Here is a 23023-nt window from a genome sequence, read left to right as displayed (position 1 = left end):
AGATCAGGGCCGGAATGTTTCTCCGAAGTGGGTGTTGAGAGCCAGATGGGCGGCCCCCAGGATACCCGCTTCCGTACCGAACTGGGCGGGAAGGATTTCAAGGTATTCCACCAGAGGGGCGGCGAGCTGGGCTTTCATGATTTCCTGAAGGGGCTGGAAAAGCAGGGTTCTGGCCTTGGCCACGCCCCCGCCGATGATGATGGCTTCCGGATTCAGGAGATAGCAGCAATTCATCAGGGCGCAGGAGAGTTTTACGGCCAGGTCCCGCCATACTTGTTCAGCCACTTCATCACCCGCCAACGCGGCCCGTTCCAAAGCGATGGGGTTGCAGTCCACAATGGCCTTGTCAATGCCGTGGCTGGCGTAAAGCGTGCGGGCATCCGCAGCTATTTCCCGGTTGCCCACATAATCCTCCAGGGAGCCGCGGTTGCCGTAATGGCCCAGGCGCCCCCGGTAGTCGATGCTCGTCTGCCCCAGCTCCCCGGCGGAGCAGGTAGCCCCGCGCAGAAGTTCTCCGTTCACGATCAGGCCGCTGCCGACGCCGGTGCCGAGGGTCAGGCAGACCAGATGCCTTTTTCCTTTTCCGGCGCCCAGCTTCCATTCCGCATAAGCCATGCAGTTGGCGTCGTTTTCCACGTATACGGGCAGTCCGCAGGCCGCCTGGAGCATGTCCTTTACCGGAACGTTGTTCCAGCCGGGAACGTTGGTAAGCGTGTAAACGGTCCCCTGGTAAAAATTGACGAACCCCGGCATTCCCATGCCGATGGCCTGCACTTCCGGGTGGTTCAGCCGCAGCATATTCACGAACTGGGCTATGGCTTCAATCAGTTGATCGGGATTGCCGTATTCCTGAGTGGCTATCGAAGGAGCGTGGGCGATTACTTCCGCGCCCTTGACGACCCCCATTTTGATGGAGGTGCCTCCGAAGTCAATGCCGATGGAGGGAATGGTTGAAGCTGTCATATAATGCCAATATAGAATTTTACCGGGCGTTGAAAAGGTTAAAAGAGGTATGTTTCCCCTAAAATCCCGACAGGAAAATAACGGGTGCGGGAAGGGGAAAAATGACTTGTTTCACAGCTGAATTTTCTTGAATGAACATTTGGGCGTTTGTAATGTCTCATAGTCTAGTCAGCGGGGCTGGTTCCGCCCTCTGTTCGTGAAATATTGTCAACCTCAGCCCATAGAGATACCTCCTATGCCTACTCCCAAGAAAACCAATAGCAAGACCGTCGCCAAGGAAGTTCCGGCTCCCAAGAAAAAGACCTGCGGGAAGTCCGGTTGCAAGACCGCTGTAGACCTGGAGGCTCCCGCCAAGAAGAAGTGCTGCAGGAAAAAGGCGTCTGAACCGGAAAAAGCCGCCAGCCCCGCCAAGAGCAACGCCTCCGCCGCGGTTGAGGTGGAAAAAAAGCCGGCGCCGAAAACGGTCAAAAAAGCTCCGGTTAAAAAAATCGCTTCCGCTCCCGTTGCCCCGGTTCCGGCTCCCGCAAAAAATGAATTGACGGACGAACAGGCGGAAGCCATTGCCGCCGCCAAGGCGGAACTGGCCGCCAATCCTGAATGGGAGCCCTTCGTGCAGATGCAGCGTCAGCATCTGATGGACTTGCGCGACAGGGCTTTGGACAGCATGAGCGGCGTGGCCCGCGACACTCTCCGGAATCATCCGGAAGGCAGTGAGGCTTCCGGCTCCGGGGAGCACCAGGCGGATGCCGGCAGCGACGCCTATGACCGTGATTTTGCGCTCAGCCTGCTTTCCAAGGAGCAGGACGGCCTGTATGAAATCGAACAGGCGCTTGCCCGCATTGACAGCGGAACATATGGCATCTGCGAAATGTCATACAAAGTCATTCCCATTCTGCGCCTGGAGGCCATCCCCTTTGCGCGGCTTACTGTGGAATGCCAGGCCCAGTGGGAAAAGGAAAAAGGCCAGAATGCCAGGTTCCGCCCCAGAGTGGCCCTGGGCTTTGCGGGAGGACAAAATGATGTAGATTTATCTGTTTCTCTTGACGATGACGAAGAATAGTGTATAAATCCTCCCCCGTAACACATTTTCATCATGCCAAGAGACATCATCATCCTCGAATGCACCGAGGCCAAAGCCGAAGGAAAGCCTACGTCCCGCTACGTCACCACGCGCAATAAAAAAAGCCTGCGTACTCCCGGCCGCCTGGAAAAGATTAAGTACAATCCTTTCCTGAAGCGTCGCACGCTTCATCGTGAAATGCGCTAACCGCGTTCAGCTTATCGATTATTTTCATTATTATGTCCACTGAACCCAAGACTGTAGAACGCCGTATTCGTTTCCGCACGTGCAATCGTCAGATGCCGCGCCGTCGTCTCGACATCCCGATGGATCAGGTCAACCTGCTCAACCCTGATTTCCTGTCCAAGTTCACCTCTGAAACCGGCAAAATTCTTCCCCGCCGTGTGACTGGGCTGTCCGCTAAAATGCACCGCAAGGTAACCCGTGAAATCAAGCGGGCCCGTTCCATCAACCTTCTGCCGTAACAAGCCCCAAGGAAAATCTCTTTCGGTAGAATTGTCTTTGCAGGCGGGAGTTTGTCCGGTAACAGGGCAGACTCCCGCTTTATTTCCACCCATCATTCTCTTTCCCCATGCAGGAACTGAAAGATACCCAGTCCGAGGCGGATACGCGCAATATTTCCATTGACCGGGTGGGCGTTAAAGGGCTGCGCTTCCCCATCCAGATACAGGACAAGCTCAACCGCATCCAGTCCACCGTGGCGACGGTTTCTCTGGCGGTGGATTTGCCGGAAGAATTCAAGGGCACCCATATGAGCCGTTTTGTGGAGGCGTTGCACCAGCATGGTCCCTTGCTGGATGTGCATACGGCCTTGGCTATTCCGCGGGAACTGCTTCGCCGCCTGTCCGCCCGCCGTTCCCATGTGGAAATGGAATTCCCGTTTTTCCGCTCCAAAAAGGCTCCTGTGACCGGAATTGAAGGGCTTATGGATTACGTCGTCCGGTTTGAGATGGAGGCGGAAGCGAACAACAAACTGGCTGATTTCAAACTGACAGTCATCGTCCCCGTGACGACGCTCTGCCCTTGTTCCAAAGCTATGAGTTCTTACGGAGCCCACAACCAGCGCGGGCTGGTTACTTATTCCGTGCGTTTCGCCTCCAGGCCCGTCTGGATTGAAGACCTGATTGATCTGGTGGAATCCTGCGCGAGCTGTTCCCTGTTCAGTGTGCTGAAAAGGCCGGATGAAAAATGGGTGACGGAAAAGGCTTACGAAAACCCTGTCTTTGTGGAAGACCTGGTGCGCAACGTGGCGTTGAAAACGCAGAGTCATTCCGCCTTCAGCTGGTACCGGGTGGAAGCGGAAAATTTTGAATCTATTCATAACCACCAGGCATACGCCGTCATTGAACGCGATCTGCGTTCCTGAACCATTTCCGCGCCGGATTTATGAACGATAACTGGTGGGCCATTGCCTCTCTCATCCTCTCCCTGGCTTTCACAGGGCTGGGATGGCGCCTGCTGGCTTCCGGACAACGGTTTTTATATGCCCATCTTTGGATGGCGTGCCTCTTTGTTCTCCAGACAGGGGCGCTATGCGTCAAAGCGTACCAGACGGGAATGTGCCCCATCCGCGGCGCTTCGGAGGTGCTTTTCTTTCTTTCCTGGAGCATCAACCTCTTTTATCTGATGCTGGGACGTGCTTACCGAATGTCCATGCTTGGCATCTTTACGGCTCCGGCTATTGCCGTGCTGACGGCTCTCTCTCTGCTGATAGGCCGTGCCGGCGCGGACGTGCAGGGCACGCATGACTTCTGGGTGACGGCGCACGTGGGTATAGCCATGATGTCCTACGGAGCCGGCGGCCTGGCTGCTGCTGCGGGAGCGGCGTTCTGCATGCAGAATGAATGTCTCAAAAGCCGCCGGATTCCCGGTACCTGCCGTATGCTTCCTCCCATCCGTACACTGGAAGCCAGCATGAAGCGCCTGATTCTTGTGGCATTCCTCCTTCTTCTGCTCGGGGAATGGCTCGGATGGCGGGGGCATCTCCCCATCAATGCAGCCAAGACCTCCATTGTCTCTCTTCTCACGGCAGGCTACAGCGTCCTGCTGTGGTTTATTTACCGCCGCGGCATGCCGGGACGGATGTTGGCGTGCTGTTGCGTGGTCCTCTTTATTGCATCCATGAGCATTTTCTTGGTAAGCTGATGAGAATGGTTTGTTTAGGCTTGAATCACCGGACCGCCCCTGTGGAAATACGGGAGCGGTTTGCCGTGCCGGCCCATAAGCTCCGGGAGGAGGGAAGGCGCATCCGCTCCCTTCCTGAAGTGGATCAGTGCGTTGTGCTTTCCACATGCAACCGCATGGAAATCTACTATTGGTCCAATGCTCCGGAAAATGCGCAGGAGCATATTCTGTCCCATTTCCTGGGAGACGGACGCGGGGAACTGGATATGGCTTCCTATTTTTACAGCCATCAGGGAGAAGAGGCTTTAGGGCATCTGTGTCGCGTGTTGAGCGGCCTGGATTCCATGGTGCTGGGGGAAACGGAAATTTTCGGCCAGGTAAAAACGGCCTACCAGACGGCTTTGGATGCCGGAGTAACTGCGGCCTGCGCCAACAAGACCTTTCAGAAAGCCTTCACGATCGGTAAAAAAGTGCGGACGGAAAGCCAGATTCATGCCGGGGCTACCTCCGTGGGATCTGTGGCTGTGGAGCTGGCGGAACAAATTTTCGGAGACCTTTCCGGCACCCGCGTCCTTATTCTGGGGGCGGGCGAGATGAGCCGCGTTACGGGGCGCGCCCTGCATGCCCGGGGTGCTGAGGGCATTTATGTGGCCAACCGCTCTTTTGACCGTGCGGTGGAGCTGGCGGGCATGATCGGCGGCCAGGCTATCCGGTATGACGTGTGGGGAAACTATCTCAGGGATATTGACGTGGTGGTGGCCGCCACCGCTGCCCCCCACTGCATCATCACCCGGGAAACGCTGCTGCCTTTGCGCGCCTCCCGTAAATACCGCTCCCTCTTTTTGATTGATATTTCCGTGCCGCGCAACATCTCTCCAGACGTGGCGGATATTGAGGAAGTGTATCTCTACGACATTGACACCCTCACCCAGCTGGCGGATGAAGCCAAGCGCAGCCGGGAGCAGGAGGTCTCCCGGTGCGAGGCCATCATCCGTGACAGCATTTCCAGATATTTCCCGGATTCCGCTCTTTATGACCAGTAAAAATACCCTCATCATCGGCACCCGCGGGAGCGCCCTGGCCCTGGCCCAGGCGGACATGGTCCGTGCTGCCCTTTCCCTCCGTTACCCGGAACTGGACGTGCGCCGTGAAATCATCCATACCATCGGCGATCGCCGCACGGATGTCCCTCTGGCGGATGTGGCCCGCGTTTCCGGCATGGTGGACAAGGGAATCTTCATTAAGGAACTGGAAACCGCTCTCCGGTCTGGCCGCATTGACGTCGCGGTGCACAGCCTTAAGGATGTGCCGAGCGAGCTTGCTTCCGGCTTCACGCTGGCCGCCGTTCTGCCCCGTGCCGCCGTGGAGGATGTGCTCATTACGAAGGAACCGGACTGGAACGGTTCAGGAACACTGGCTACCGGAAGCGTGCGCCGCCGCCTGATGGCGCGCACGTACTGGGGCTCCGGCCTGAGATTTGAAAACCTGAGGGGGAATGTGCCCACGCGTTTGGGAAAACTGGTGGAACAACCCGGTTGGGATGCCGTGATTCTGGCCAGGGCCGGTTTGGAGCGCCTGGGGCTGTACGCTCCGGAAACCCTTGTGGAGGGAAGAAAACTTTACATGCGTTCCCTGCCGGTGGAAGTTTTTATTCCTGCCGTGGGGCAGGGCATTGTTGGAATGGAATGCCGTTCCTCGGACAGGGAGACGGAGGAAATGCTGAAAGGAATCAATGATCCGGAAGCTTTTGCCTGTGCGCTGGCGGAACGGGCTTTCCTGGTGCGTCTGGGTGCGAACTGTTCTACGCCTGTGGGTGTTTACGCCCATCTGGATGGAGAGGAACTGGTTTTGCGGGCCGCGTATTATGCTCCGGGCAGGGAAGAGCCTTTCGCCGTTGTGGTGCGCGGAGACCGGAAAGCTCCTGAAGCGCTTGGCCTTCGGGCTTTTGAAGAATTGGGCCTGCGTTGATGGCAAAAGCCTGCCTCTTGTTCCGGGTACGGAGAAAGATAAAAAAAGGATCCGGACTCCGGTCCGGATCCTGAATCAGGCGGAAAACTCGCGGACATTAATGTTTTTCCTTGGAGCCTGAGCTTTTATCGCTCATAAACTGCCCGGTTGAAGCATCGCGTTTAACGCGCCGCCCGGTTTTGCTGGTGGTGGTCACAGAGCGTTTTTTGGAACTGCCCTTGTGACTTCCGCCCATGTGGGAACTGCTGGCCATGTTGTATTCACCTCCTTTCCATTTTCTTCGCTTATTCATGAACGAGAGAAGAAAGCCTGCCCTATCATAGGTTCCCGTGACAGCATTTGGATCTTGCGGATGGAGCTTGTGCAAAAGATGCTTCTGCTTATGAAGCGGACCGCTGCAGAAGGTAATCTCTCAAAGCCGCAGCTTCATTGTGCTCCGTATTTTTGGCGGAGTACAGCAGCGTAACCTTCCCTTTCTGCCCCAGCTGGAGCAGATGGGAGACGGCTTCTCCGTTCTCATCCAGCTCTTCGTCGTACTTTTTGCGGAATGCGTCCCATTTGACTGGATCATGGGCAAACCACTGGCGGAGCGCCGTGGATGGAGCGATGTTCTTCAGCCACTCGTCCCAGGAAGCTTTTTCCTTGGAAATGCCGCGGGGCCAGAGCCGGTCCACCAGAACGCGGTAGCCGTCTCCGGGGGCCTTTGGGTCATAAATTCGTTTGATGGTTATGTTCATGCAAAAAGATTTGATAAAGGAATAGAGCCGGGAAAGTTTTTCTCTGTTGAGCCGCGTCGGGACATGCGCCTTACGGGGCCGCAAACAAAGGCGGTTCGCGGTTGGGGGAAAAGAAATAAACAATTCTGTTCCGGAGAGACGGTCGTTTCCGGAGGAAGGAGGCTGAAGCCGCTTAAAATTCCAGTGTAACGCCTGTACGGCTTTGCTGCGCCAACTGTCGGCTTTCCGTCTTTCTAGCTGCAGTCCGCACTGTGTTTCCTGGATGAATAAGCTGACATGGAATCCGGTAAAAAAGAAACCGAATAAAGGGAGTTGCGGTTAGGGATGAGCGCAAAAAACTGATTTTTAACCGATTTTCTTCGGGCGGCAACAGAAGTAAAGACCACGCCAAAGGATAAAACCTTGAGTGTGGACTTTTTCTGTTTGTACTATGCAGCAATCCATCCATAGCCTTGGATTGCCATATCTATAAAGTGATTGAGCAAAAGGTTGGTTTTGGCATCAAAGGAATCCTTGTCATAGCTATCCGGCAAATCCTCATTCAAGGCATACTCAATGGCGGATTTCACCTTCATTCTTGGTTGGTCATCCTTGTACCAGTCCACAACGAGCAATTCGGTTTTCTCCTCTGTCAGTTTCTTGAACAGATTTTTCGCAGCCAGTTTGACTTTTTGCTCCTCTTCCTGTGTCAGTTTTTTACCACGGACGAGCAGGTCATAAACTTCCAGTTCCTCTTCGGACAGGCCTTCCGCCTTGGGGCGCTCCTGCTCCTTCTGCATTTCCTCAAGCAGTTTTACAAGTTGCTCGTAATAATCCTCATTTTCCGAGCCACCTGCGTTATAACGGTCAATAATGCCCTTAAACCGCTGTGAAAACTTCTGACGGGTACAGTTCCGGCTGATCATCTTCTGCAAAGCCGTTTCCATGAATGCCTTGAGGTCATCAATTTCCACTGCTTTATAAACGGCTTTCTTGATTTCTGCCCGCAGTTCATCCACATTGATTTTGGAGAGGTCAATCACCTTCGTGCCGTGGATGGCATATTCCCTCTGCTTGTCCTCCGCCGTAGCAGAGGTAACGCTGCTGTCAAGGACGGTAGTCATGCGATTTCTGGCACGCTGGATTTTCTCATCATCAATCTTGTTATGCAGCAGGCCGTGGATATAGGCAAGGGGTGAGAATTTCTCATTATCCCAATGGCGCTCAAAGATTTCCGGCTTGGATGCTTCGTATAGGTTAATCATCTTATTTGTGATAACCTTAAATTTATCCTTGCTTTCGTCATTTGCGACCACTGTATCGTATGCGCTGCGGAAGGCATCAAGTTTATCGAATGTACTGCTTTCCCCAAGAATGCTGTCCAGGGACACGCCAAGCGTCTGCAAAAATGCATCTCCCTCATTAATGCAGGAGTTGAGCAGATCAATCAGTTCATCCACATTTTCGCTGGCATAAGAGTTTCATCATCGGGAACGGCATAATCGGAAAGTGCCTTTTTCATGTACTTAAACACATTCACATAGTCCACGATGATACCGCAAGGCTTGTTGGGATGTCGATCTGCGTGAACGCATTTCTGGCATCTACAAACAGAATTTCATATTTTTTGGCGGTGTGTGCCTTTGCTTTGTAAAAGAACCACAGGGTGGCAGGTAGCGTCACCGAGAAGAACATATTGGAGGGTAGCGTTACCATTTGGCTGATGATGCCTTCCTCAATCATTTTTTTACGGATGTCATATTTGCTGTTCTCGGCATCGGAGGTGGAGTTCGCCATAACGAGGGTAGCCTTGCCGTTGTCCTTCAAGGCGGAGGCAAAATAGGAAATCCACAGGTAGTTGGTATTCGGCACCGTTTCCTTTTTATCACTTGCCTTTTTGGTGGACTTGGATTTATTCTTCGGAATGTCGTAGGTGTTGAAACGGGCATCGTCCTTCACACGCTCATACACCACTTCATCCACATTGAAAGGCGGGTTTGCCATGACATAATCCAGCTTGCCTCTTCGATGCTCTCGTACATCAGTGCGGGTTCGGTAGGAATCAATGACGGTATGTACCATGTGGACGACTGCATGGACATCCGGGAATGCCATGATATTCAAGCTCATGAAACAGGAACAGCACTACATAAAGATGTGTGAACCATATAAACAAGAGAAATTATGGAGGAGGTTTAAAATGCGCATCAGTTACAACAAGCTGTGGAAAATGTTGATTGACAAAGGAATGAACAAACACGACCTAAAAGAGGTCAGCGGTGTCAGTTCCGCTTCAATCGCCAAGTTGGGAAAAGGAGATAATATCACGACTGATGTTCTCTTAAAAATATGTGAGTCCCTGGACTGTACATTGGAGGATATCATGGAAACGGTGAAAGACTGAAAGGATAATTCACATGAATTTTTTATATTCAAATATATTGCCTCTTGCTACAAAAAACGGTCAGAACACTATCATAGACAGCTTTAATCAGCAAATGTTGCTGGCTGACCGTGTTGACATTGCGGTTGGTTATACATCTGCAGCATCTATTACCGAACTGGAACGCATGGTGATTAAGGCGGACATCAAGAATATTCGTCTAATAATCGGGATGTATTACATTGAGGGAATGCCGGAAAGTGCATATCACATAGCCCTCAAATTAAATCAGAAGTGGCGCGATGATGGAATCGGTGAAATTCGCATAGTAAAAACATTTAAATACCATGGGAAAGTTTACTGCTTTTACAAGGACGGTAAGCCCATCTCAGCAATTATCGGATCAGCTAACCTTGGTGCAATCAAACTCGAAGCAACAAACCGAAGGCAATATGAACTTTCCGCTATTACGACAGACACAAATGAGGTGTCGGAAATTGCCGCCCACATAGAAAAACTAAATCAGCCGATTATTTCTTCGAATATTGCGGAGGTACATGATATGCCGCTTATTCGTGAAAAGAACACGGCTCTTAACGGTATCGAGCTTGTGACCTCCGTCCCTCAGTCAAATGTCGATTTTTACAAGCAGTGCCAGGCCAATGTATCGTTTTTCCTTCAGCTGAAAGTGCCGAAAGCTGAAGAACGGCATATGGATGACGGAAAGCATTTCACTAAATCAAACATCAATGTCTGCTACGCCGCGCCAAGGAGCAAGCGCAAGTCTCGTGATTGGTTTGAAACACAGCTAACAGTAGGTGCAGAAGTGTACCACATGGAAGGTTATCCCGAAAAGAATAAACCCTTCTTTGTGGTAACAGACGATGGTTACTGGTTCAAAGCACACACTACGAGTGATAATAATAAGCAGTTTAGTGCTGTTGGTGACGAATTGATAATGGGCAGATGGCTCAAGGGCCGTCTTGTTGCTGCTGGCATCGTCAAACCTATAAATAACACCGCTGAGGATGTTAACCGAGTTGGAATGATTACAGAAGAGATGCTGGACGAATATGGATGCGACAGGCTTTTGTTTGAGAAAACTGGACAAACCGCTCTGGATAAGGACGGCACTCCTCTTGATGTATGGATGTTGTCGTTTATCGGAAATAATGACGAAGAGCAGAGGTGACAGATATGGAGTATTTAAAGACTTATCTGAATAAAATTGCAAGCCGCGGAAACGAAAAGCTCGCAGAATCCATTCTTAAAACTTCGGAAGATGTTGGGAATCGCTATATCAAAACATTTTCCTTTTCTGATCACCAGATTGGTCTTTTGTTCGGTAACGTGCAGTCTGGAAAAACTGGTCAGATGTTTGGGATAATGTGCAAAGCGGCTGATTTAGGCTTTCCGGCTTTTGTGCTTTTAACCACGGATAATGTAGTTCTTCAACAGCAAACCTTGGATCGTGTGAGGTCTGATCTCGATGGTTTTTGTATATGCGGTGAAAATGATGCTGGTCTTTTTACCAACAATAGTTTGATTCAGCCTGCAATAATTGTGCTCAAGAAAAATGTGCGCATTCTGAAACTTTGGGCAAATATTCTAAACTCTACGGGTTTTATGAAAGGAAATCCGCTTTTTGTAATTGATGACGAGGCTGATGCCGCTTCACTTAACACATTAGTTAATAAAGATCGTCAATCATCAATTAATCGATACCTTGATATTATCAAAAACGGTGCCTCCAGTAGTCTGTATTTGCAGGTTACGGGTACTCCGCAGGCTATTTTTCTGCAAACAATAGTCTCTGGATGGCATCCCTATTTTACTTATTATTTTCAGCCAGGAGATGCATATCTTGGTGGAGACTTCTTCTTCCCCGCCACAGGAAAGCCGCAGTGCGTATCATATTTAGATACAATGGAGCATCCGACAAGGTCAGTCGTTGTAAGACATCTTGCTGTCTCTTCACAGATTCTGTGTGCGGGAGGCAAAGTTTCAAATTGCCTTTTTCACCCAAGTGTCCGTGTATCTGCACACAAACGATTTGCCGAAGATGTGTCAAAGGAACTCGCCTGGTGTATTGCTAATATAGATGGCGGATTTCAGTCGGAGCTAAAAATACAGTATGACTCTTTTGAACCTGTAAAAAGTAGAAAGATTTCTTTTAATGAGCTGTTTGCTAAAGCAAAGGATTTATTGCTTAGCGATGCGATAAAAGTCCTCGTGATGAACGGCAAATCAGACATTGATAGTACGGAATACTCCGAAGGTTGCAATTTTGTGATTGGCGGAAATACGCTGGGCAGAGGAGTTACTTTCCCAAGCCTTCAAACTATTTATTACACACGAACAAGCAAGAAGCCGCAGGCTGATACTATGTGGCAGCATAGCCGAATGTTTGGCTATGACAGAGATTCGGGAATGATGATGGTTTACATCGATGAACGCCTGTATAAACTGTTTTCTGATATTAATGCTACAAACAATTCTATTATTTCACAGGTTGAACGTGGAATAGAGGATGTGAAGCTCTATTATCCAGAAGGTCTGAATCCTACAAGAAAAAATGTTCTGGACAACGACCATGTAGAAATTCTATCCGGAGGAACTAACTATTATCCGTTTTATCCCGATAACGACTCAATCGAGGATATCTCCAGGATGCTTGCGCCATTTACAGATGAGGAGACTTTCTATCAAGTCAGCTTGAGATTGATAAAAGATATTCTTTCGCATATCATTTCAAGTCCGGATTTCAAGATTGATGCTTTTCAGTCGGTGATGAATACCATACTTGCAGAGCATCCGACTGCACAGGGAATTCTCATTGTCAGGCGTAATAGAAATGTTGCCCAAGGAACCGGTGCGTTACTGTCGCCTAACGATTGGAATCTCGGAGGAAGGTTTGCCGATATAACAGTCTTGACCATGTACCAGGTAACTGGAAATAAAGGATGGGGAGGAAAGCCCTTATGGATTCCAAACATTAAACTGCCATCAGGCATCATGTATTATGATGTCTTGGAAAACAGAGATGAATCTGATTGACGGGAGGAATTCTGATGATAAGTCACAACTTGACACAGCGATTGCTGTTTTCTCCTATTGATGATGGCGCAGATGCGTTATTGATTCTTTCTGGCTATGCTTCACCAAATATGGCTTCTTGGCTTATAAAAAGTCAGCATGACCGCCATCTTCGTCCTATTGACATCAGGCTTGTGGTAGGAATGACATCCTATGATGGAATAAGCCTTTCCGTTCATGAAGGCTTTAAGGCACTGCACGGCAAAAATTATGGGAACAGTATGTCTCGCTTTCAATGCAGTTATGTATATGATTCCGAGGTTCCAGTCCACGCAAATTTGTATATATGGACGAAACAGGATGCTCCAATCCTTGCATTCACTGGTTCTGCTGATTTTATGCAAAGTGCATTTCTTTCGGGCCGGATGGAACTTGTAGAAAACTGTGATCCATCTGATGCGCTTGATTATTTCAACGAAATAGAGGAAAAATCCATTTTTTGCAATCACAGCGAAGTTGAAGAGCATATTGTACTGCATGGGAAGCACGATATCCTTGATGACGAAGGAAAATTAACACTTTCAGGAGAAGGAATAGTCAAAGCAACACTTCCGTTGCTTTCAAGGAATGGAGAGACGGGTGAAAAATCTGGTCTGAATTGGGGGCAGAGGAACAAACGAAATAAGAACCAGGCATATATACCGGTGCCAAGTTCTATCGCAAAGAACGGGTTTTTCCCACTCAACAAGCAGCATTTTACGGCAAGAACTGATGATGGACACACGCTGGTTCTGCGTGTTGAACAACAGGGCAATAAAGCTATAACGACTCCTTTAAGTAATGCTCAGCTCGGAGAGTATTTTAGAAATCGTCTCGGTCTTGCAAACGGCGCATATGTTACAAAGCAGGATTTGATAAATTATGGCCGAACAGATGTGACCTTTTATAAGATAGACGATGAGGTGTTTTTCCTTGATTTCTCTGTTCATAAAGGAACATAACTATGGCTGACAAACATTCTAAAGAAATGCGGAGCATGAATATGTCTCATATCCGTAGCCAGAACACAAAGCCTGAAATCATGGTGGGTAAATATTTGTTTTCGCGTGGATTGAGATATCGTAAAAACGTCCGCCAATTGCTGGGTACACCAGATCTTGTTTTCAAAAAATATAAAACCGTTGTATTTGTGAATGGTTGCTTCTGGCATCACCATGGTTGTTGCAGATTCGTATGGCCATCAACAAACATCTCGTACTGGCGAAGTAAAATAGAGAATAATGTAAAAAGAGATAAGGAGAATTATGCGCTTCTTGCCGAACAAGGTTGGAAGGTTCTGATCATCTGGGAGTGTCAATTAAAGAAGAACATGAGAGATAAAGAACTTGATGCTCTGTACAACAAAATTATCGAGAAATAAATAAAAAGCCAGACTATATTCACAAAGGATGTGTCTGGCTTTTTATTTTACTCGTTAATATTTGGTTCGGTAAATTCGTATGGTATTCCGGCAAAGGTTTTCAAGACAGCCTCAAAAATAATCTTAGCTCCTCGACACGGAACTGCCATTCCTATCTGTTTGCGCACACTTTCTTTGCTTCCTATGAACTCATAATCATCAGGGAACGTTTGAAGTCGTGCCCTTTCGCGGTTTGTTAGCGCTCTGGGTTCTTCCCAATGGTAAATATGTGTTCCGCCGCCGCCGCTTCCTGTGACTGTATAAGACGGTTTATCAGGATCAAGCCTCTTGTAAATTTGACTGATGCGCGCGCCTTTTATGTTCAGCTGGAGTTCTTCCGGCAAATCTGCTGTAAACGCATTCTGTCCAGGGAGAATGTGATTTAATCTTTTCACCACCATCGGTGACTGCTTAGTTCGCTCATTGTTAAGCGCATCTCCAGCAATAGGCGGCACTTCAATCGCTGTTCGGCAAGAGTTGTCAATACCGGCATATGGAGCAGTCGATGGTACTCGATAAGTAAAGTCGAGGTCGTTTCGGATACCGATAATGATAATTCTGTGCCGAGCCTGTGGAATGCCATATTCTTCAAATTTATAAAGGTGAGGCGTAATGACATAGCCAGCATTTCTTAATTCAGATAAAATTTTCGTGAATGCCTTCCCTTCGTTGGCGTTACGCAAGCCTCCGACATTTTCCGCAAGAAACCATAACGGTCTAAACCTCTTTAATGCTTTGACACCGTATGAGTAGAGCGGTCCATAAACGCCATTCATTCCCTTCTGTTCACCTACAACGCTATAATCATTGCACGGAAAGCCGAAGGCTAATGCGTCAATTTCCGCCAACTTTGACATATCAAATTTGCGGATGTCTTCATGATACACTGTTTGCGTTGCTTCAGGACAAATATTATAACGGTAAGTTTCACAGGTGTCTGCATCATAATCATTTGCCCATTGATGTATGATAGTATATTCCGGATTGCCTATATCTGCGTTTGTTGCCCCCCATGCGATGCCTCCGGGACCGCAGAATAATTCACCTAACCGATATTGCATGGATTACAGTCCTCCTTTCGCATCTCATTAGTGCCTCTTCTTGATAAAATAAAATCTATGAACAGCTGAACACTCTCTCGCTCGTTCTTGTTCAGCTTATCTAAGCCTTTCATCAGAAACGCGGGATTGATATCGTCTTCCGTAATATAACCTGCGGCTTTCATAATCTCAAACGGATGGAATTCAAGTGCTTTTGCTATCTGGCAGAGGAGATCCCATCCAGGATTTTTCGTTTTTCCGATTTCAATATTATGAATTGTAGTATCGCTGACACCACTAATGTTGCCTAACGTCCTTTGAGAAAGTCCTGCGGATTTCCTCTTAGCTTTAAAAAACTGACCTAAATTCTGCATAGGATCATGCTCACTTTATCAGTGTGACACATACGCTGCGATTTGTCAAGTGCTTTTTTTAATATCGCTGCTTAAAAGCAGCGATATTTTTATTCATATTTCTGTGCTCCCAGAAATAACAGATGCGATAGCAGATGATATCGTGTCTCCAACAGCAAGGACGCTACGTTTGATTGCTTTTGATGGACTGTAACCTTTTTATTTTTCCTTGCGGGTTCACTTTGATTTTGAACCCATCAAAAACAGAACAACGGTCGGGTTCAAATCCGCAGACCGTTTCATCAGCAAAATCATCGCATACAAAAAAGAAGGCTTTCGTCTGAACATTAAAGTTCGCTAAAAGCCTTTGTTTTAAGCCATTTTCTGCACTTCTGTATGCAGGGCATTGTATTAAAGTTCGTGGGAAGATTTTAAATCTGCCAACGGCATCATAGGGGGGCGGCATAGAAGGAGTTGGCCTCAGTGATTTCACCACGCACATTGTTCAGCAGTAAATTCATTTTTGCCAGCTTAACGGTGTCCGGCTCTTTTTCTACGCCGTAGCAACGGAATTTCATCATATCCGTAGCTCTGGCATTGTGGTTGTGCATATATCGAGTTGCCTGGACAAACATACCTCCAGAACCGCAGGCGGGGTCGAGGGACATCTTGTCGCCGGAAGTTGGTTGCAAAACCTCCACCATATATCGAACAACCGTGGCGGGGGTATAGAAGGTGCCGCTGGCCTTACCTTCCTACAAGGCGAAATTGCCCAAGAAATATTCGTAAATTTCCCCGAAAAGGTCAACGCTGATATTTTCGGGGATGTCCTTAAATACACGAACGATTTTGGAGAGCAGATCCGGCTCTTCCTCCGGCACAAGCTGTCCATACACTTTCCTTGGGCAGAACTCCGTCTATTTTATCGTTGGTTTCCTCGATTGCGGTCATTGCCTTTTTTACAAGTGTGGCTTTGTTGGCATCATCAGGAGCGTCGTTGATGGCATCGTAATATGCCTCCGGCGGCAGATAGAAACCACAAACCTCGATGGAAATCTCTTTAATAGATTTTTCCATACGGATGCCTTTGAGTTTGTTATAACGAGCCTCAATTTCCTCCTTGTACTGCTTGTAAAGGATGGCGGCATAACGCAGGAAAATCAAACCAAGGATAGGCTGTCCGTATTTATTGGTAGCCAGGTGTGCGCTCGCACGAAGTATATCCGCGGAATGCCAAAGATCATCCTTCAGCTTCTTCAATTCTTTATCGGGCATTTTGTGTTGCCTCCTCCGGCATAAATTCTAATATCAGCCGGTGTACGGTTTCATAGTATAGCAAATGTGTTCCGCCTGTTCAAGCGCCATGTGTTGTCCATTTTTTGTCTTGGCAATAATGTTTGCAGAGATGGTTGCCGGTGCATCTGTTCAGCATGAGATGCATCCTGTTCAATCATCAAATGCTACAATCTTGATAGCTGGCCGCCAAAAAATACTATTGCCGCCAGGAGGTGTCCGGGACCGCTCCGCGTGACTGAAGCGTCATGATGAGCATCTTGAGCTCATTGAGGCGCGAGTAGTGTTGTTTTCTGACTTCGGGGTCCAGAGCACCGTAATACAGCCACTGATTTGTTTGAGCGGACATCAGGCGTTGGGCCGTCATGGCCATGGACAGGGCGCGTCCGGGGGACTGGGCCGCAATGGCCGTACTCCAGGAATACAGCATATTATTGTAAATGGTGGTCCAGGCGAACATGCGGTCATCAAACCTGCCGGGGCTCTCTACGTACGGGCGGAGCAGTTGTTCCGCTTCCGTAAGGCGTCCCTGGAGGATATAAAGGAGGCTTTTGGCCGCCGTCAGACCGTGGTTCCCGGGGCTCAGGAGTTCCGCTTTTTCTTCCTGATATTCCAATGCTTTGAGCTGAACCGGGCTTGGGAGGGGAGAACTGCCTGCGGCATGCAGAATGTTGCGCCGCACCAAATCCGGATCCAGACTGCGGGAGGCGGCCTCTTCCAGCATGGGAAGCCGTTTGCTGGAGGAAGCCGGAACGGCTTGAAGAGAGTTTTTCCAGACCGGAAAAGCCAGAAACGCATAACACAGGGCCAATATGGCCAGAAGCAGTGCGGCGGACGCTTGAAGCCAGCGTCCGGCCCGGCGCGAAGCTTTCACCCTGGAAAGAGGGGCTGTGCAGGTAATGCCGCCGCATAGGGCGCTGGCTCCAAGCAAGGCAGGGTTATGCCAGATGAATTCCCCATAGGCATGGAAAGCGGCGATGCACAATACGCAGAACGCCGCCGGCCCCAGGGGATTGGACCGTTGATGTTCTCCCGACAATTTCAGAACGCTCCGGAGCCCGGAAATGAGGAACAGAGCCAGCAGAGCCAGCATCAGCCCCAGCCCGGCATAACCGTAGTCGCAGGCGGCTTGCGCATATTCGTGGTGGGCGAAATTGGGGAGGTTGGCTCCGGAGAAAAACTCCGTGGAAAGATTGGTGAACATCCGGCTGCCGTGCCCGAACAGCGGAGACTGGTCCGCCAGCGCCCAGGCCAGTTTGGACAGGTCCAGCCGGTTGCCGAAGGAAAACGTATCCAGGAGGACTGCCAGCCTGCCTGCCCCGCGGGACAAATCCAGCACGGCATAGGACGTCCCCAGGAGGAGCAGGATAATAAACAGGATGGACGCCGTGTAAAATTTTCTGTTATTGCGGAAAACGCTGGAGGTATAAATAAAAAAGCACAGGGTAACGCCCGCCAGGGCGTTCGGGAAGGCGGAGCGGGAGCCGCACGTGAAGGACACGAGGATGAGTGCCACCCCCGTAAACAGGCGGATGCCCCATTTTCTGGCGGAAGCCATGCTGTATGAGCAAAGGAAAAAACCGGTGACGGACAGGAAATGAGCGGAAAAATTTTTGTATCCGAATAATCCGATATTGCGGATTTCCGAACCGAACAGGGAATAATCCGGTCTGAACCAGGAGGATTCCGTTCCCGTTATGTTCTGGTACCCCCACAACAGGGCATTCAGCAGCCCTAATGACGCAGCCAGTATGGGGAGAATGCTCTTTTCCCCGTTTCCGGCTCCGGCATACGTTCCCGCCGCGAACATGACGACGGCCGTGGCGATGAGGCCCAGATCCGCGACGCTCTCATAATAAAACCAGGGGGAAAACCATGCCCGGACAAGGAAATAACCGCCGCCCAGCCCCAGGGCCAGCCAGCCCGGCAGTCCGGGGCTGGGAATCTTGTATCCCCGGAGAATACAGAAGCAGAACAGCAGGAGAGCCGCCGCCAGAAAGCAGGCGGGAAGGAAAAGGGTGTGCCATTCCCCACCTGCCGCCGTCGTTACCAGGAAAATATAAAAAAGGACCAGCAGAACCGCCAGCGCTTTTCCGGCGGCAGTTTCAGCAATGCGCGGAGCGGGAGCGGTACTGGGGGGAGAGGCTGGCATGGCTGGGATTTGTCTGAAAGGCGGCAGTATAAACGCGGGAAACTTCCTTGCCAAGAGCAAGCTCCCTGTTGTGTGCGGGAGGGGACGTCCGAATGACAGAGTACTTGTCGGTCAGGGTAAATTAACCCGCCGTTGGCTGCATATTTTCCGTTTGCCGCAAAATCTGGCAACGCTTCAGCCTGTTTTCCGGAAAACAAAGTTCCTCATGCCTGTATGCCGAATTTGCGTTTAATTTCCGGGATGGAATAATTCACCAGCGTGGGCTTGCCGCCCGGGGTGCAGTACGGCACTTCGCAGGCAAGTAAATCCTTCAGGATGGCAGGGGCCCGGTGAGGGGAAATGCGCTCCCTCCAGGCGGATTTTCTGGCAAATTCCCCAATGAAGGTTTCATAAGCCATGCGTTTGGCATTCCGGCTGAATTCGGACTGGGTGAGACGGTCCACCAGCTCCAGGAGAAAAGCGCGTGCGTTTTCCAGTTCCAGCAGGGCTGGGATGGATTCTATTCTGATGGTATTCTGGCCAAAGGGCGTAATGGTCATGCCAGCCTGGTCAAAATGAGGGGCGAACTGCCGGATGACGGCAAAATCCCGCGGATCCAGATCCAGCACCACCGGGTCCAGAAGCTGCTGAGACGGCATGGGGGCTTCCCGGTGCGCGCGCAGCCGTTCAAAAATGATGCGTTCCCGGGCTGCTTTGGGATGCATCAAAACCAGGCCTTCCGGCGTTTCAAACAGGGCGAATTGCTGGCGGAGTGTTCCCAGATAGGAAAATCCGGCAGAGGCATCCCTCGCTAGAGCTGCGTTTTCATGGGTGTTTCGTGCCGTTTCTTCATCCTCCTGACGGTGAAAATCCAGTTTTCCCTGGGTGGCGGGAACCTGCTTCAGGGGAATGGCACGGAGGGTGGGTGCAGGGACAGGCCCATGAGATTGTCTGGCAGATGAGGAAAGCGGCGGTTGGGCGACGGAAGAAGCAGGGGCCGGTCTGGCGGCGGCCGGGAAAACAGAACCGGGATTGGTGGAACGGGCGGGTATTTCCCAATGTGGCGCGGTGGTGGAAGGGGCAGGAAGAATTCTCTCCGGCTCCGGCGCGGCGGCAGCGTGAATTTCCTGCCGGGCGTGCTTTTGAAGGGTAGTGGCTATGGCTTCCACAATGGTATTGACCACGTCTGCGGAACGGCGGAATCTCACCTCCTTCTTGGCGGGATGCACATTGACGTCCACTAGAGCGGGCTCCACCTCCATATACAGAAAGAGCGCCGGATGCAGTCCGGTAGGGAAGCCTCCATAGCCGTCCCGAATGGCCCGGTTAATGAGCTGGTCCTCCACGGGACGCGTGTTCATAAAAACGTACTGCCCTTTTCTGGTGCGTCTGGCTTCGGAAAGAGGAAGCAGGAATCCCGTGATGGAAATGCCGGGACCGATGGTCGTTTCTATCGGAATCAGGGCCGCTGCTGTAGCGGCATCCGTCAGTGCGGAAATGCGGACGCGCAGATCCGCTGTGGCGGGAAGGTCGAAAACAAGCTGGTCATCCCGCTTATAGGCAAATCGTACTTGGGGATAAGCCAGGGCATGCAGGCGTATCTGATGCTCCACATGGGAGGCTTCCGTTTCTGCGGATTTGAGGAACTTGCGGCGCGCTGGAGTATTGTAAAACAAGTCGGCCACCTCAATGGCGGTGCCGGGAGAGACGCCTGAGCTTCTCGGTTCGTGCTCCAGGCCCCCGTCAATGCGTATTTCCCAGCCTTCCAGCTCCTGCTGCTGCCTGGTACAGAGTTTGAAGCGGGAAACGCTGGCAATGCTGGGCAGAGCCTCTCCGCGGAATCCCAGATGGGTGATTTCAAAAAGCTCCTCCAGGGAAGAAAGTTTGCTGGTGGCATGTCGTTTGGTGCATAGTTCGGCGTCTGCCCGTGACATGCCGCTGCCGTCGTCCGTCACCTTGATCATGCCCACGCCTCCGCGGCGTATCTCCACCCGCACGAATTTGGCGCCTGCATCCAAGCTGTTTTCCACCAGTTCCTTCACAACGGAGGCGGGGCGCTCCACTACTTCTCCTGCCGCCACTTGGCTGGCAAGAGTGGGAGACATGACGTGGATGGATGGCATGGCGATGACGGATTGGAAAAGACTGTTCCAAAAAGCGGAACCCCTAGCCGCCGGCAACGATGGAGACGATTTCCACCCGGTCGCCGGGAGAAACCGTCGCTTGGGAAAAATCCTGCGGCAGGAGCGCGGCCCCGTTGTGTTCCACAACGACGGGGTTGCCGTTCATGTTCAAAAGTTCCAGAAGCCGGGAGACGGAACAGGGTTCCGCCAGTTCGTACGGGGCTCCGTTCAGCATAATATCGTTCTGGGCTGCCATGACGGAAGCTACTGTACCACAACAGAAGAAAAAATCCAGAAACATCCCGTGGGGATGGCGTAAAAAAGATTCCGAATCAAGGCGGAAAGAAAAGAAAACTGGCATCGCGTACGGGACTCGAACCCGTGTTGCCCGCGTGAAAGGCGGGAGTCCTAGACCGCTAGACGAACGCGACTTGAACCGGTTTTGACAACATCTTGGAGGCGGGAGCGGGAATCGAACCCGCGAATAACGATTTTGCAGACCGTCGCCTTACCACTTGGCTACCCCGCCGCTGATGTTGTGCGCGGATACTAGGGAAAAGAACCGCGGGTGTCAATCTCGTTTTTGGAAAAGATGCTTTGTTTTTTAAGTGAAGGGCTCTTTGGAGACAGCTTTTTCTTTGGCGGGACACCGTCCGTGCCTGTTTTTTGATCGTAAGATGAGAACAATAATGTTTCATCATTCCTTGAACTATCGAGAGCTTGCTCCCGGAGGGGTATACCAGGTGACAATTCCAGTTTGTCTGGATAATGTCGAGTTGGAAGATAGGAAACAATGTTCTTGTGAGCTGGAAACGCTCTCCTATAATCAATAGGGTAAGGATTGTTTCCTGGGGACTCTTCATGGGGTTTCCCGAATTGTGCTGTAATGAAAAAAATATCCCGGATATTAGGCCTTCTGGTCATCCTGTCCCTCCATGCTCCCGCATGGGGGGACAAGGCTGATAACGGAATTGAATGTTCCGTGGTGATGGAAAAGACCTCGTTTGATCCAAGAGCCGCTTTTCCGGATTTCAAGCTGGTGTTTGCCAACAAGGGAGAAAAGGCTGTGCGTCTTTTCAACGACTTCTATCCTCTCAAGGAACGCGGGCCGAATATCATCATCAAGATATGGAGTCAGGGAAACGGAAGGAAGGGAGAAAGGCCAACGGCATGGTATCTTCCCTCCTATCAAATGGAACGTGTCGCGGATCTTATGCGCTTTATTACCCTGAACCCCGGAGAAAAATATGAAGTGCCCGTCAAGGATGCATACCTGCTGCTGACCTATTTACAACCTCTGGCCAGCGGAAAAATATACGAACTGGAAGTACGTTTCCGGGACGGATATGGAGATCCGGGTACCCGGAGGGAGTATGTGGGGAAAAAGGATTTTATCGTCATGGATCAAACCTCCAGGTGAATTTGAAAAATTGATACGGCCCCATTCATGAAATATGAACGGGGCTTTTTTGTGGAGGAGGTCCGTTCCCCTGCTTTGGGATTTTAAACTATGGAGCTTGTGCGGAAGGGGCCTTAGGGGAGATTTTTGAATGCTGAAATAAACGATGATGGTAGCAGAGCAACTCATTTTTCCTGTAAATCCAGGAAAAGGACATTTCCGTAACAGGGACGGGGAAAGTTTCAGGAGCCGGTTGTGTCCGCCCGTGCTGTGGAAAGTCCGTTGTCAGACTGGCCGTGACTCAGCATTGATGCAAATGGTTCGTGCGCGTTTTTAACGGTTGGATAACAGTTGTTTCAACTCCGGAAGGCGAAAGTGCAGCGGAGGAAGTTCCTGCTCAAGCTCAGCTAACTTTTCTTTTCTCAGCATTTCCGCCCGTTTTTCCAGTTTTCGGGCTTCTGCCAGAATGTTGCGTATTTCCTGCCGGCCACGGCCGATGTGGGCGGCGGCCCGGACTGGGTCCGGAGTGAATCCCGGCCCTCCCTTAAGATATTTTTCAAAGTATTGCCGGTAGCGTTCCGCCAATTCTCTTCCTCTGGCAAAAAGCTTGCGGTCTTCTTCCACATAGGCCGTCACGGCGGGATCCACGTTTTTCGTGCTCAGGTCCGCCAGTTCTTCGTCCCTTTCCCGCAACAGGTCCGCCGCATCCCTGCTGCTTTCTTCCAGGCCCGGAAGATTAGGGTTCTTTTTCAGTTTCAGGAGGCGCTGCACCAGTGCGTTGCTTTTTTCCGAGTATTCCGTATTGATATCCGCCGCCTTTTTCCAGTAGGAGACGGTAGGATCACCGCAGGAGGCCATCAGGAACGCGGCCAGCATGGGGAGTATGCGCCGCAGGAAAGCAGAGGCATTCATTTATCTTTTGTAGCATGCCCCCGGTGGGAATCAAGGATGTTT

Annotated in this window: 26 protein-coding genes, 2 tRNA genes and 1 pseudogene; 13 read left to right on the top strand and 16 right to left on the bottom strand. The window is 50.6% G+C overall.

Going from position 1 to position 23023, the window contains the following annotated elements; all coding sequences use genetic code 11:
• Positions 1-3 precede the first annotated feature (3 nt).
• Positions 4-963, bottom strand: coding sequence for an ROK family protein (locus O4G22_RS00550; protein ID WP_290487633.1), 960 nt, complete (start codon positions 961-963; stop codon positions 4-6).
• Between the two features lie 235 nt (positions 964-1198).
• Between O4G22_RS00550 and O4G22_RS00545 the strand changes: the two genes are divergently transcribed.
• The 7 genes from O4G22_RS00545 to hemC all read left to right on the top strand — a co-directional run bounded on the left by O4G22_RS00545 (position 1199) and on the right by hemC (position 6136).
• Positions 1199-2023: a TraR/DksA family transcriptional regulator gene (locus O4G22_RS00545; RefSeq protein ID WP_306701903.1), complete on the top strand. Its 825-nt coding sequence runs from the start codon at positions 1199-1201 to the stop codon at positions 2021-2023.
• Positions 2024-2056: 33 nt separating this feature from the next.
• Positions 2057-2230 carry a 50S ribosomal protein L33 gene (rpmG, locus tag O4G22_RS00540; protein ID WP_012419155.1) on the top strand — a complete coding sequence of 58 codons (174 nt, stop codon included), beginning with the start codon at positions 2057-2059 and terminating at the stop codon, positions 2228-2230.
• 32 nt (positions 2231-2262) lie between these two features.
• The gene (gene rpsR / locus O4G22_RS00535) at positions 2263-2508 is read left to right on the top strand and encodes a 30S ribosomal protein S18 (RefSeq protein WP_012419154.1); all 246 of its coding nucleotides are present in this window, start codon (positions 2263-2265) and stop codon (positions 2506-2508) included.
• Positions 2509-2615: 107 nt separating this feature from the next.
• Positions 2616-3410 (top strand): GTP cyclohydrolase FolE2, encoded by a 795-nt coding sequence (gene folE2 / locus O4G22_RS00530; protein WP_094135713.1) that lies wholly within the window; start codon positions 2616-2618, stop codon positions 3408-3410.
• A gap of 20 nt (positions 3411-3430) precedes the next feature.
• Complete coding sequence (gene ccsA / locus O4G22_RS00525; RefSeq protein ID WP_306701902.1) at positions 3431-4189, top strand: cytochrome c biogenesis protein CcsA; 759 nt, start codon at positions 3431-3433, stop codon at positions 4187-4189.
• 20 nt (positions 4190-4209) lie between these two features.
• On the top strand, positions 4210-5211 hold the full coding sequence (gene hemA / locus O4G22_RS00520; RefSeq protein WP_256943521.1) for a glutamyl-tRNA reductase: 1002 nt from the start codon (positions 4210-4212) through the stop codon (positions 5209-5211).
• A complete protein-coding gene (gene hemC, locus O4G22_RS00515) occupies positions 5201-6136 on the top strand; it encodes a hydroxymethylbilane synthase (RefSeq protein WP_306701901.1) in 936 nt (311 codons plus the stop codon). Before hemA ends, hemC begins: the two co-directional genes overlap by 11 nt.
• Before the next feature lie 97 nt (positions 6137-6233).
• Here the strand turns inward: hemC and O4G22_RS00510 are convergent, their stop codons facing one another.
• From O4G22_RS00510 to O4G22_RS00495, 4 genes and pseudogenes are all read right to left on the bottom strand, one after another.
• Positions 6234-6503, bottom strand: a complete 270-nt coding sequence (locus tag O4G22_RS00510; RefSeq protein WP_143245534.1) for a hypothetical protein — start codon at positions 6501-6503, stop codon at positions 6234-6236.
• 13 nt (positions 6504-6516) lie between these two features.
• Entirely contained in the window at positions 6517-6873 is a 357-nt protein-coding gene (locus O4G22_RS00505; RefSeq protein ID WP_295980715.1) for a DUF488 domain-containing protein, read from the bottom strand.
• Positions 6874-7301: 428 nt separating this feature from the next.
• Positions 7302-8312, bottom strand: coding sequence for a type I restriction enzyme endonuclease domain-containing protein (locus O4G22_RS00500; RefSeq protein ID WP_306701900.1), 1011 nt, complete (start codon positions 8310-8312; stop codon positions 7302-7304).
• Between the two features lie 115 nt (positions 8313-8427).
• Positions 8428-8874, bottom strand: a pseudogene (locus O4G22_RS00495) (HsdM family class I SAM-dependent methyltransferase); the annotation flags it as partial.
• Positions 8875-9052: 178 nt separating this feature from the next.
• Here O4G22_RS00495 and O4G22_RS11540 point away from each other — a divergent pair.
• Genes O4G22_RS11540 through O4G22_RS00470 form a run of 5 tightly spaced genes read left to right on the top strand, consistent with a single transcriptional unit; the run spans position 9053 to position 13691 of the window.
• Entirely contained in the window at positions 9053-9256 is a 204-nt protein-coding gene (locus O4G22_RS11540; protein WP_345784525.1) for a helix-turn-helix domain-containing protein, read from the top strand.
• A gap of 13 nt (positions 9257-9269) precedes the next feature.
• Positions 9270-10427 carry a restriction endonuclease PLD domain-containing protein gene (locus O4G22_RS00485; RefSeq protein WP_306701897.1) on the top strand — a complete coding sequence of 386 codons (1158 nt, stop codon included), beginning with the start codon at positions 9270-9272 and terminating at the stop codon, positions 10425-10427.
• 5 nt (positions 10428-10432) lie between these two features.
• On the top strand, positions 10433-12292 hold the full coding sequence (locus O4G22_RS00480) for a Z1 domain-containing protein (RefSeq protein WP_306701896.1): 1860 nt from the start codon (positions 10433-10435) through the stop codon (positions 12290-12292).
• A 29-nt stretch (positions 12293-12321) separates the two neighbouring features.
• Positions 12322-13272 carry a restriction endonuclease PLD domain-containing protein gene (locus O4G22_RS00475; RefSeq protein WP_306701895.1) on the top strand — a complete coding sequence of 317 codons (951 nt, stop codon included), beginning with the start codon at positions 12322-12324 and terminating at the stop codon, positions 13270-13272.
• Positions 13273-13274: 2 nt separating this feature from the next.
• A complete protein-coding gene (locus tag O4G22_RS00470) occupies positions 13275-13691 on the top strand; it encodes a very short patch repair endonuclease (protein WP_306701894.1) in 417 nt (138 codons plus the stop codon).
• Positions 13692-13738: 47 nt separating this feature from the next.
• Here O4G22_RS00470 and O4G22_RS00465 read toward each other — a convergent pair whose 3' ends face one another.
• The 10 genes from O4G22_RS00465 to O4G22_RS00425 form a co-directional block, all read right to left on the bottom strand.
• Positions 13739-14791 (bottom strand): DNA cytosine methyltransferase, encoded by a 1053-nt coding sequence (locus tag O4G22_RS00465; protein ID WP_306701893.1) that lies wholly within the window; start codon positions 14789-14791, stop codon positions 13739-13741.
• The gene (locus tag O4G22_RS00460) at positions 14776-15144 is read right to left on the bottom strand and encodes a helix-turn-helix domain-containing protein (protein WP_306701892.1); all 369 of its coding nucleotides are present in this window, start codon (positions 15142-15144) and stop codon (positions 14776-14778) included. The genes O4G22_RS00465 and O4G22_RS00460 overlap by 16 nt, the downstream gene beginning before the upstream one ends.
• Before the next feature lie 163 nt (positions 15145-15307).
• Positions 15308-15589, bottom strand: coding sequence for a hypothetical protein (locus O4G22_RS11535; RefSeq protein WP_345784763.1), 282 nt, complete (start codon positions 15587-15589; stop codon positions 15308-15310).
• Positions 15573-15827, bottom strand: a complete 255-nt coding sequence (locus O4G22_RS00455) for an N-6 DNA methylase (protein WP_345784510.1) — start codon at positions 15825-15827, stop codon at positions 15573-15575. The genes O4G22_RS11535 and O4G22_RS00455 overlap by 17 nt, the downstream gene beginning before the upstream one ends.
• 127 nt (positions 15828-15954) lie before the next feature.
• Entirely contained in the window at positions 15955-16398 is a 444-nt protein-coding gene (locus tag O4G22_RS00450) for a type I restriction-modification system subunit M N-terminal domain-containing protein (RefSeq protein ID WP_306701891.1), read from the bottom strand.
• A 217-nt stretch (positions 16399-16615) separates the two neighbouring features.
• Positions 16616-18568: an O-antigen ligase family protein gene (locus tag O4G22_RS00445; RefSeq protein WP_306701890.1), complete on the bottom strand. Its 1953-nt coding sequence runs from the start codon at positions 18566-18568 to the stop codon at positions 16616-16618.
• Positions 18569-18771: 203 nt separating this feature from the next.
• Complete coding sequence (gene mutL, locus O4G22_RS00440; protein ID WP_306701889.1) at positions 18772-20670, bottom strand: DNA mismatch repair endonuclease MutL; 1899 nt, start codon at positions 20668-20670, stop codon at positions 18772-18774.
• 43 nt (positions 20671-20713) lie between these two features.
• Positions 20714-20926, bottom strand: a complete 213-nt coding sequence (gene thiS, locus O4G22_RS00435) for a sulfur carrier protein ThiS (RefSeq protein ID WP_290487617.1) — start codon at positions 20924-20926, stop codon at positions 20714-20716.
• A gap of 99 nt (positions 20927-21025) precedes the next feature.
• Positions 21026-21101, bottom strand: a tRNA-Glu gene (locus tag O4G22_RS00430).
• Positions 21102-21124: 23 nt separating this feature from the next.
• Positions 21125-21199, bottom strand: a tRNA-Cys gene (locus O4G22_RS00425).
• Positions 21200-21556: 357 nt separating this feature from the next.
• Here O4G22_RS00425 and O4G22_RS00420 point away from each other — a divergent pair.
• Positions 21557-22090, top strand: a complete 534-nt coding sequence (locus O4G22_RS00420; RefSeq protein ID WP_290487616.1) for a hypothetical protein — start codon at positions 21557-21559, stop codon at positions 22088-22090.
• 312 nt (positions 22091-22402) lie between these two features.
• Here O4G22_RS00420 and O4G22_RS00415 read toward each other — a convergent pair whose 3' ends face one another.
• The gene (locus O4G22_RS00415) at positions 22403-22981 is read right to left on the bottom strand and encodes a hypothetical protein (RefSeq protein ID WP_306701888.1); all 579 of its coding nucleotides are present in this window, start codon (positions 22979-22981) and stop codon (positions 22403-22405) included.
• Positions 22982-23023 lie beyond the last annotated feature (42 nt).

Origin of the sequence: Akkermansia muciniphila, from assembly GCF_030848305.1 — a bacterium.
Classification (GTDB): Bacteria; Verrucomicrobiota; Verrucomicrobiia; order Verrucomicrobiales; family Akkermansiaceae; genus Akkermansia; species Akkermansia muciniphila_A.
Note: the sequence above shows the minus strand (reverse complement) of the source record. Positions and strands in the feature narration are given on the sequence as shown.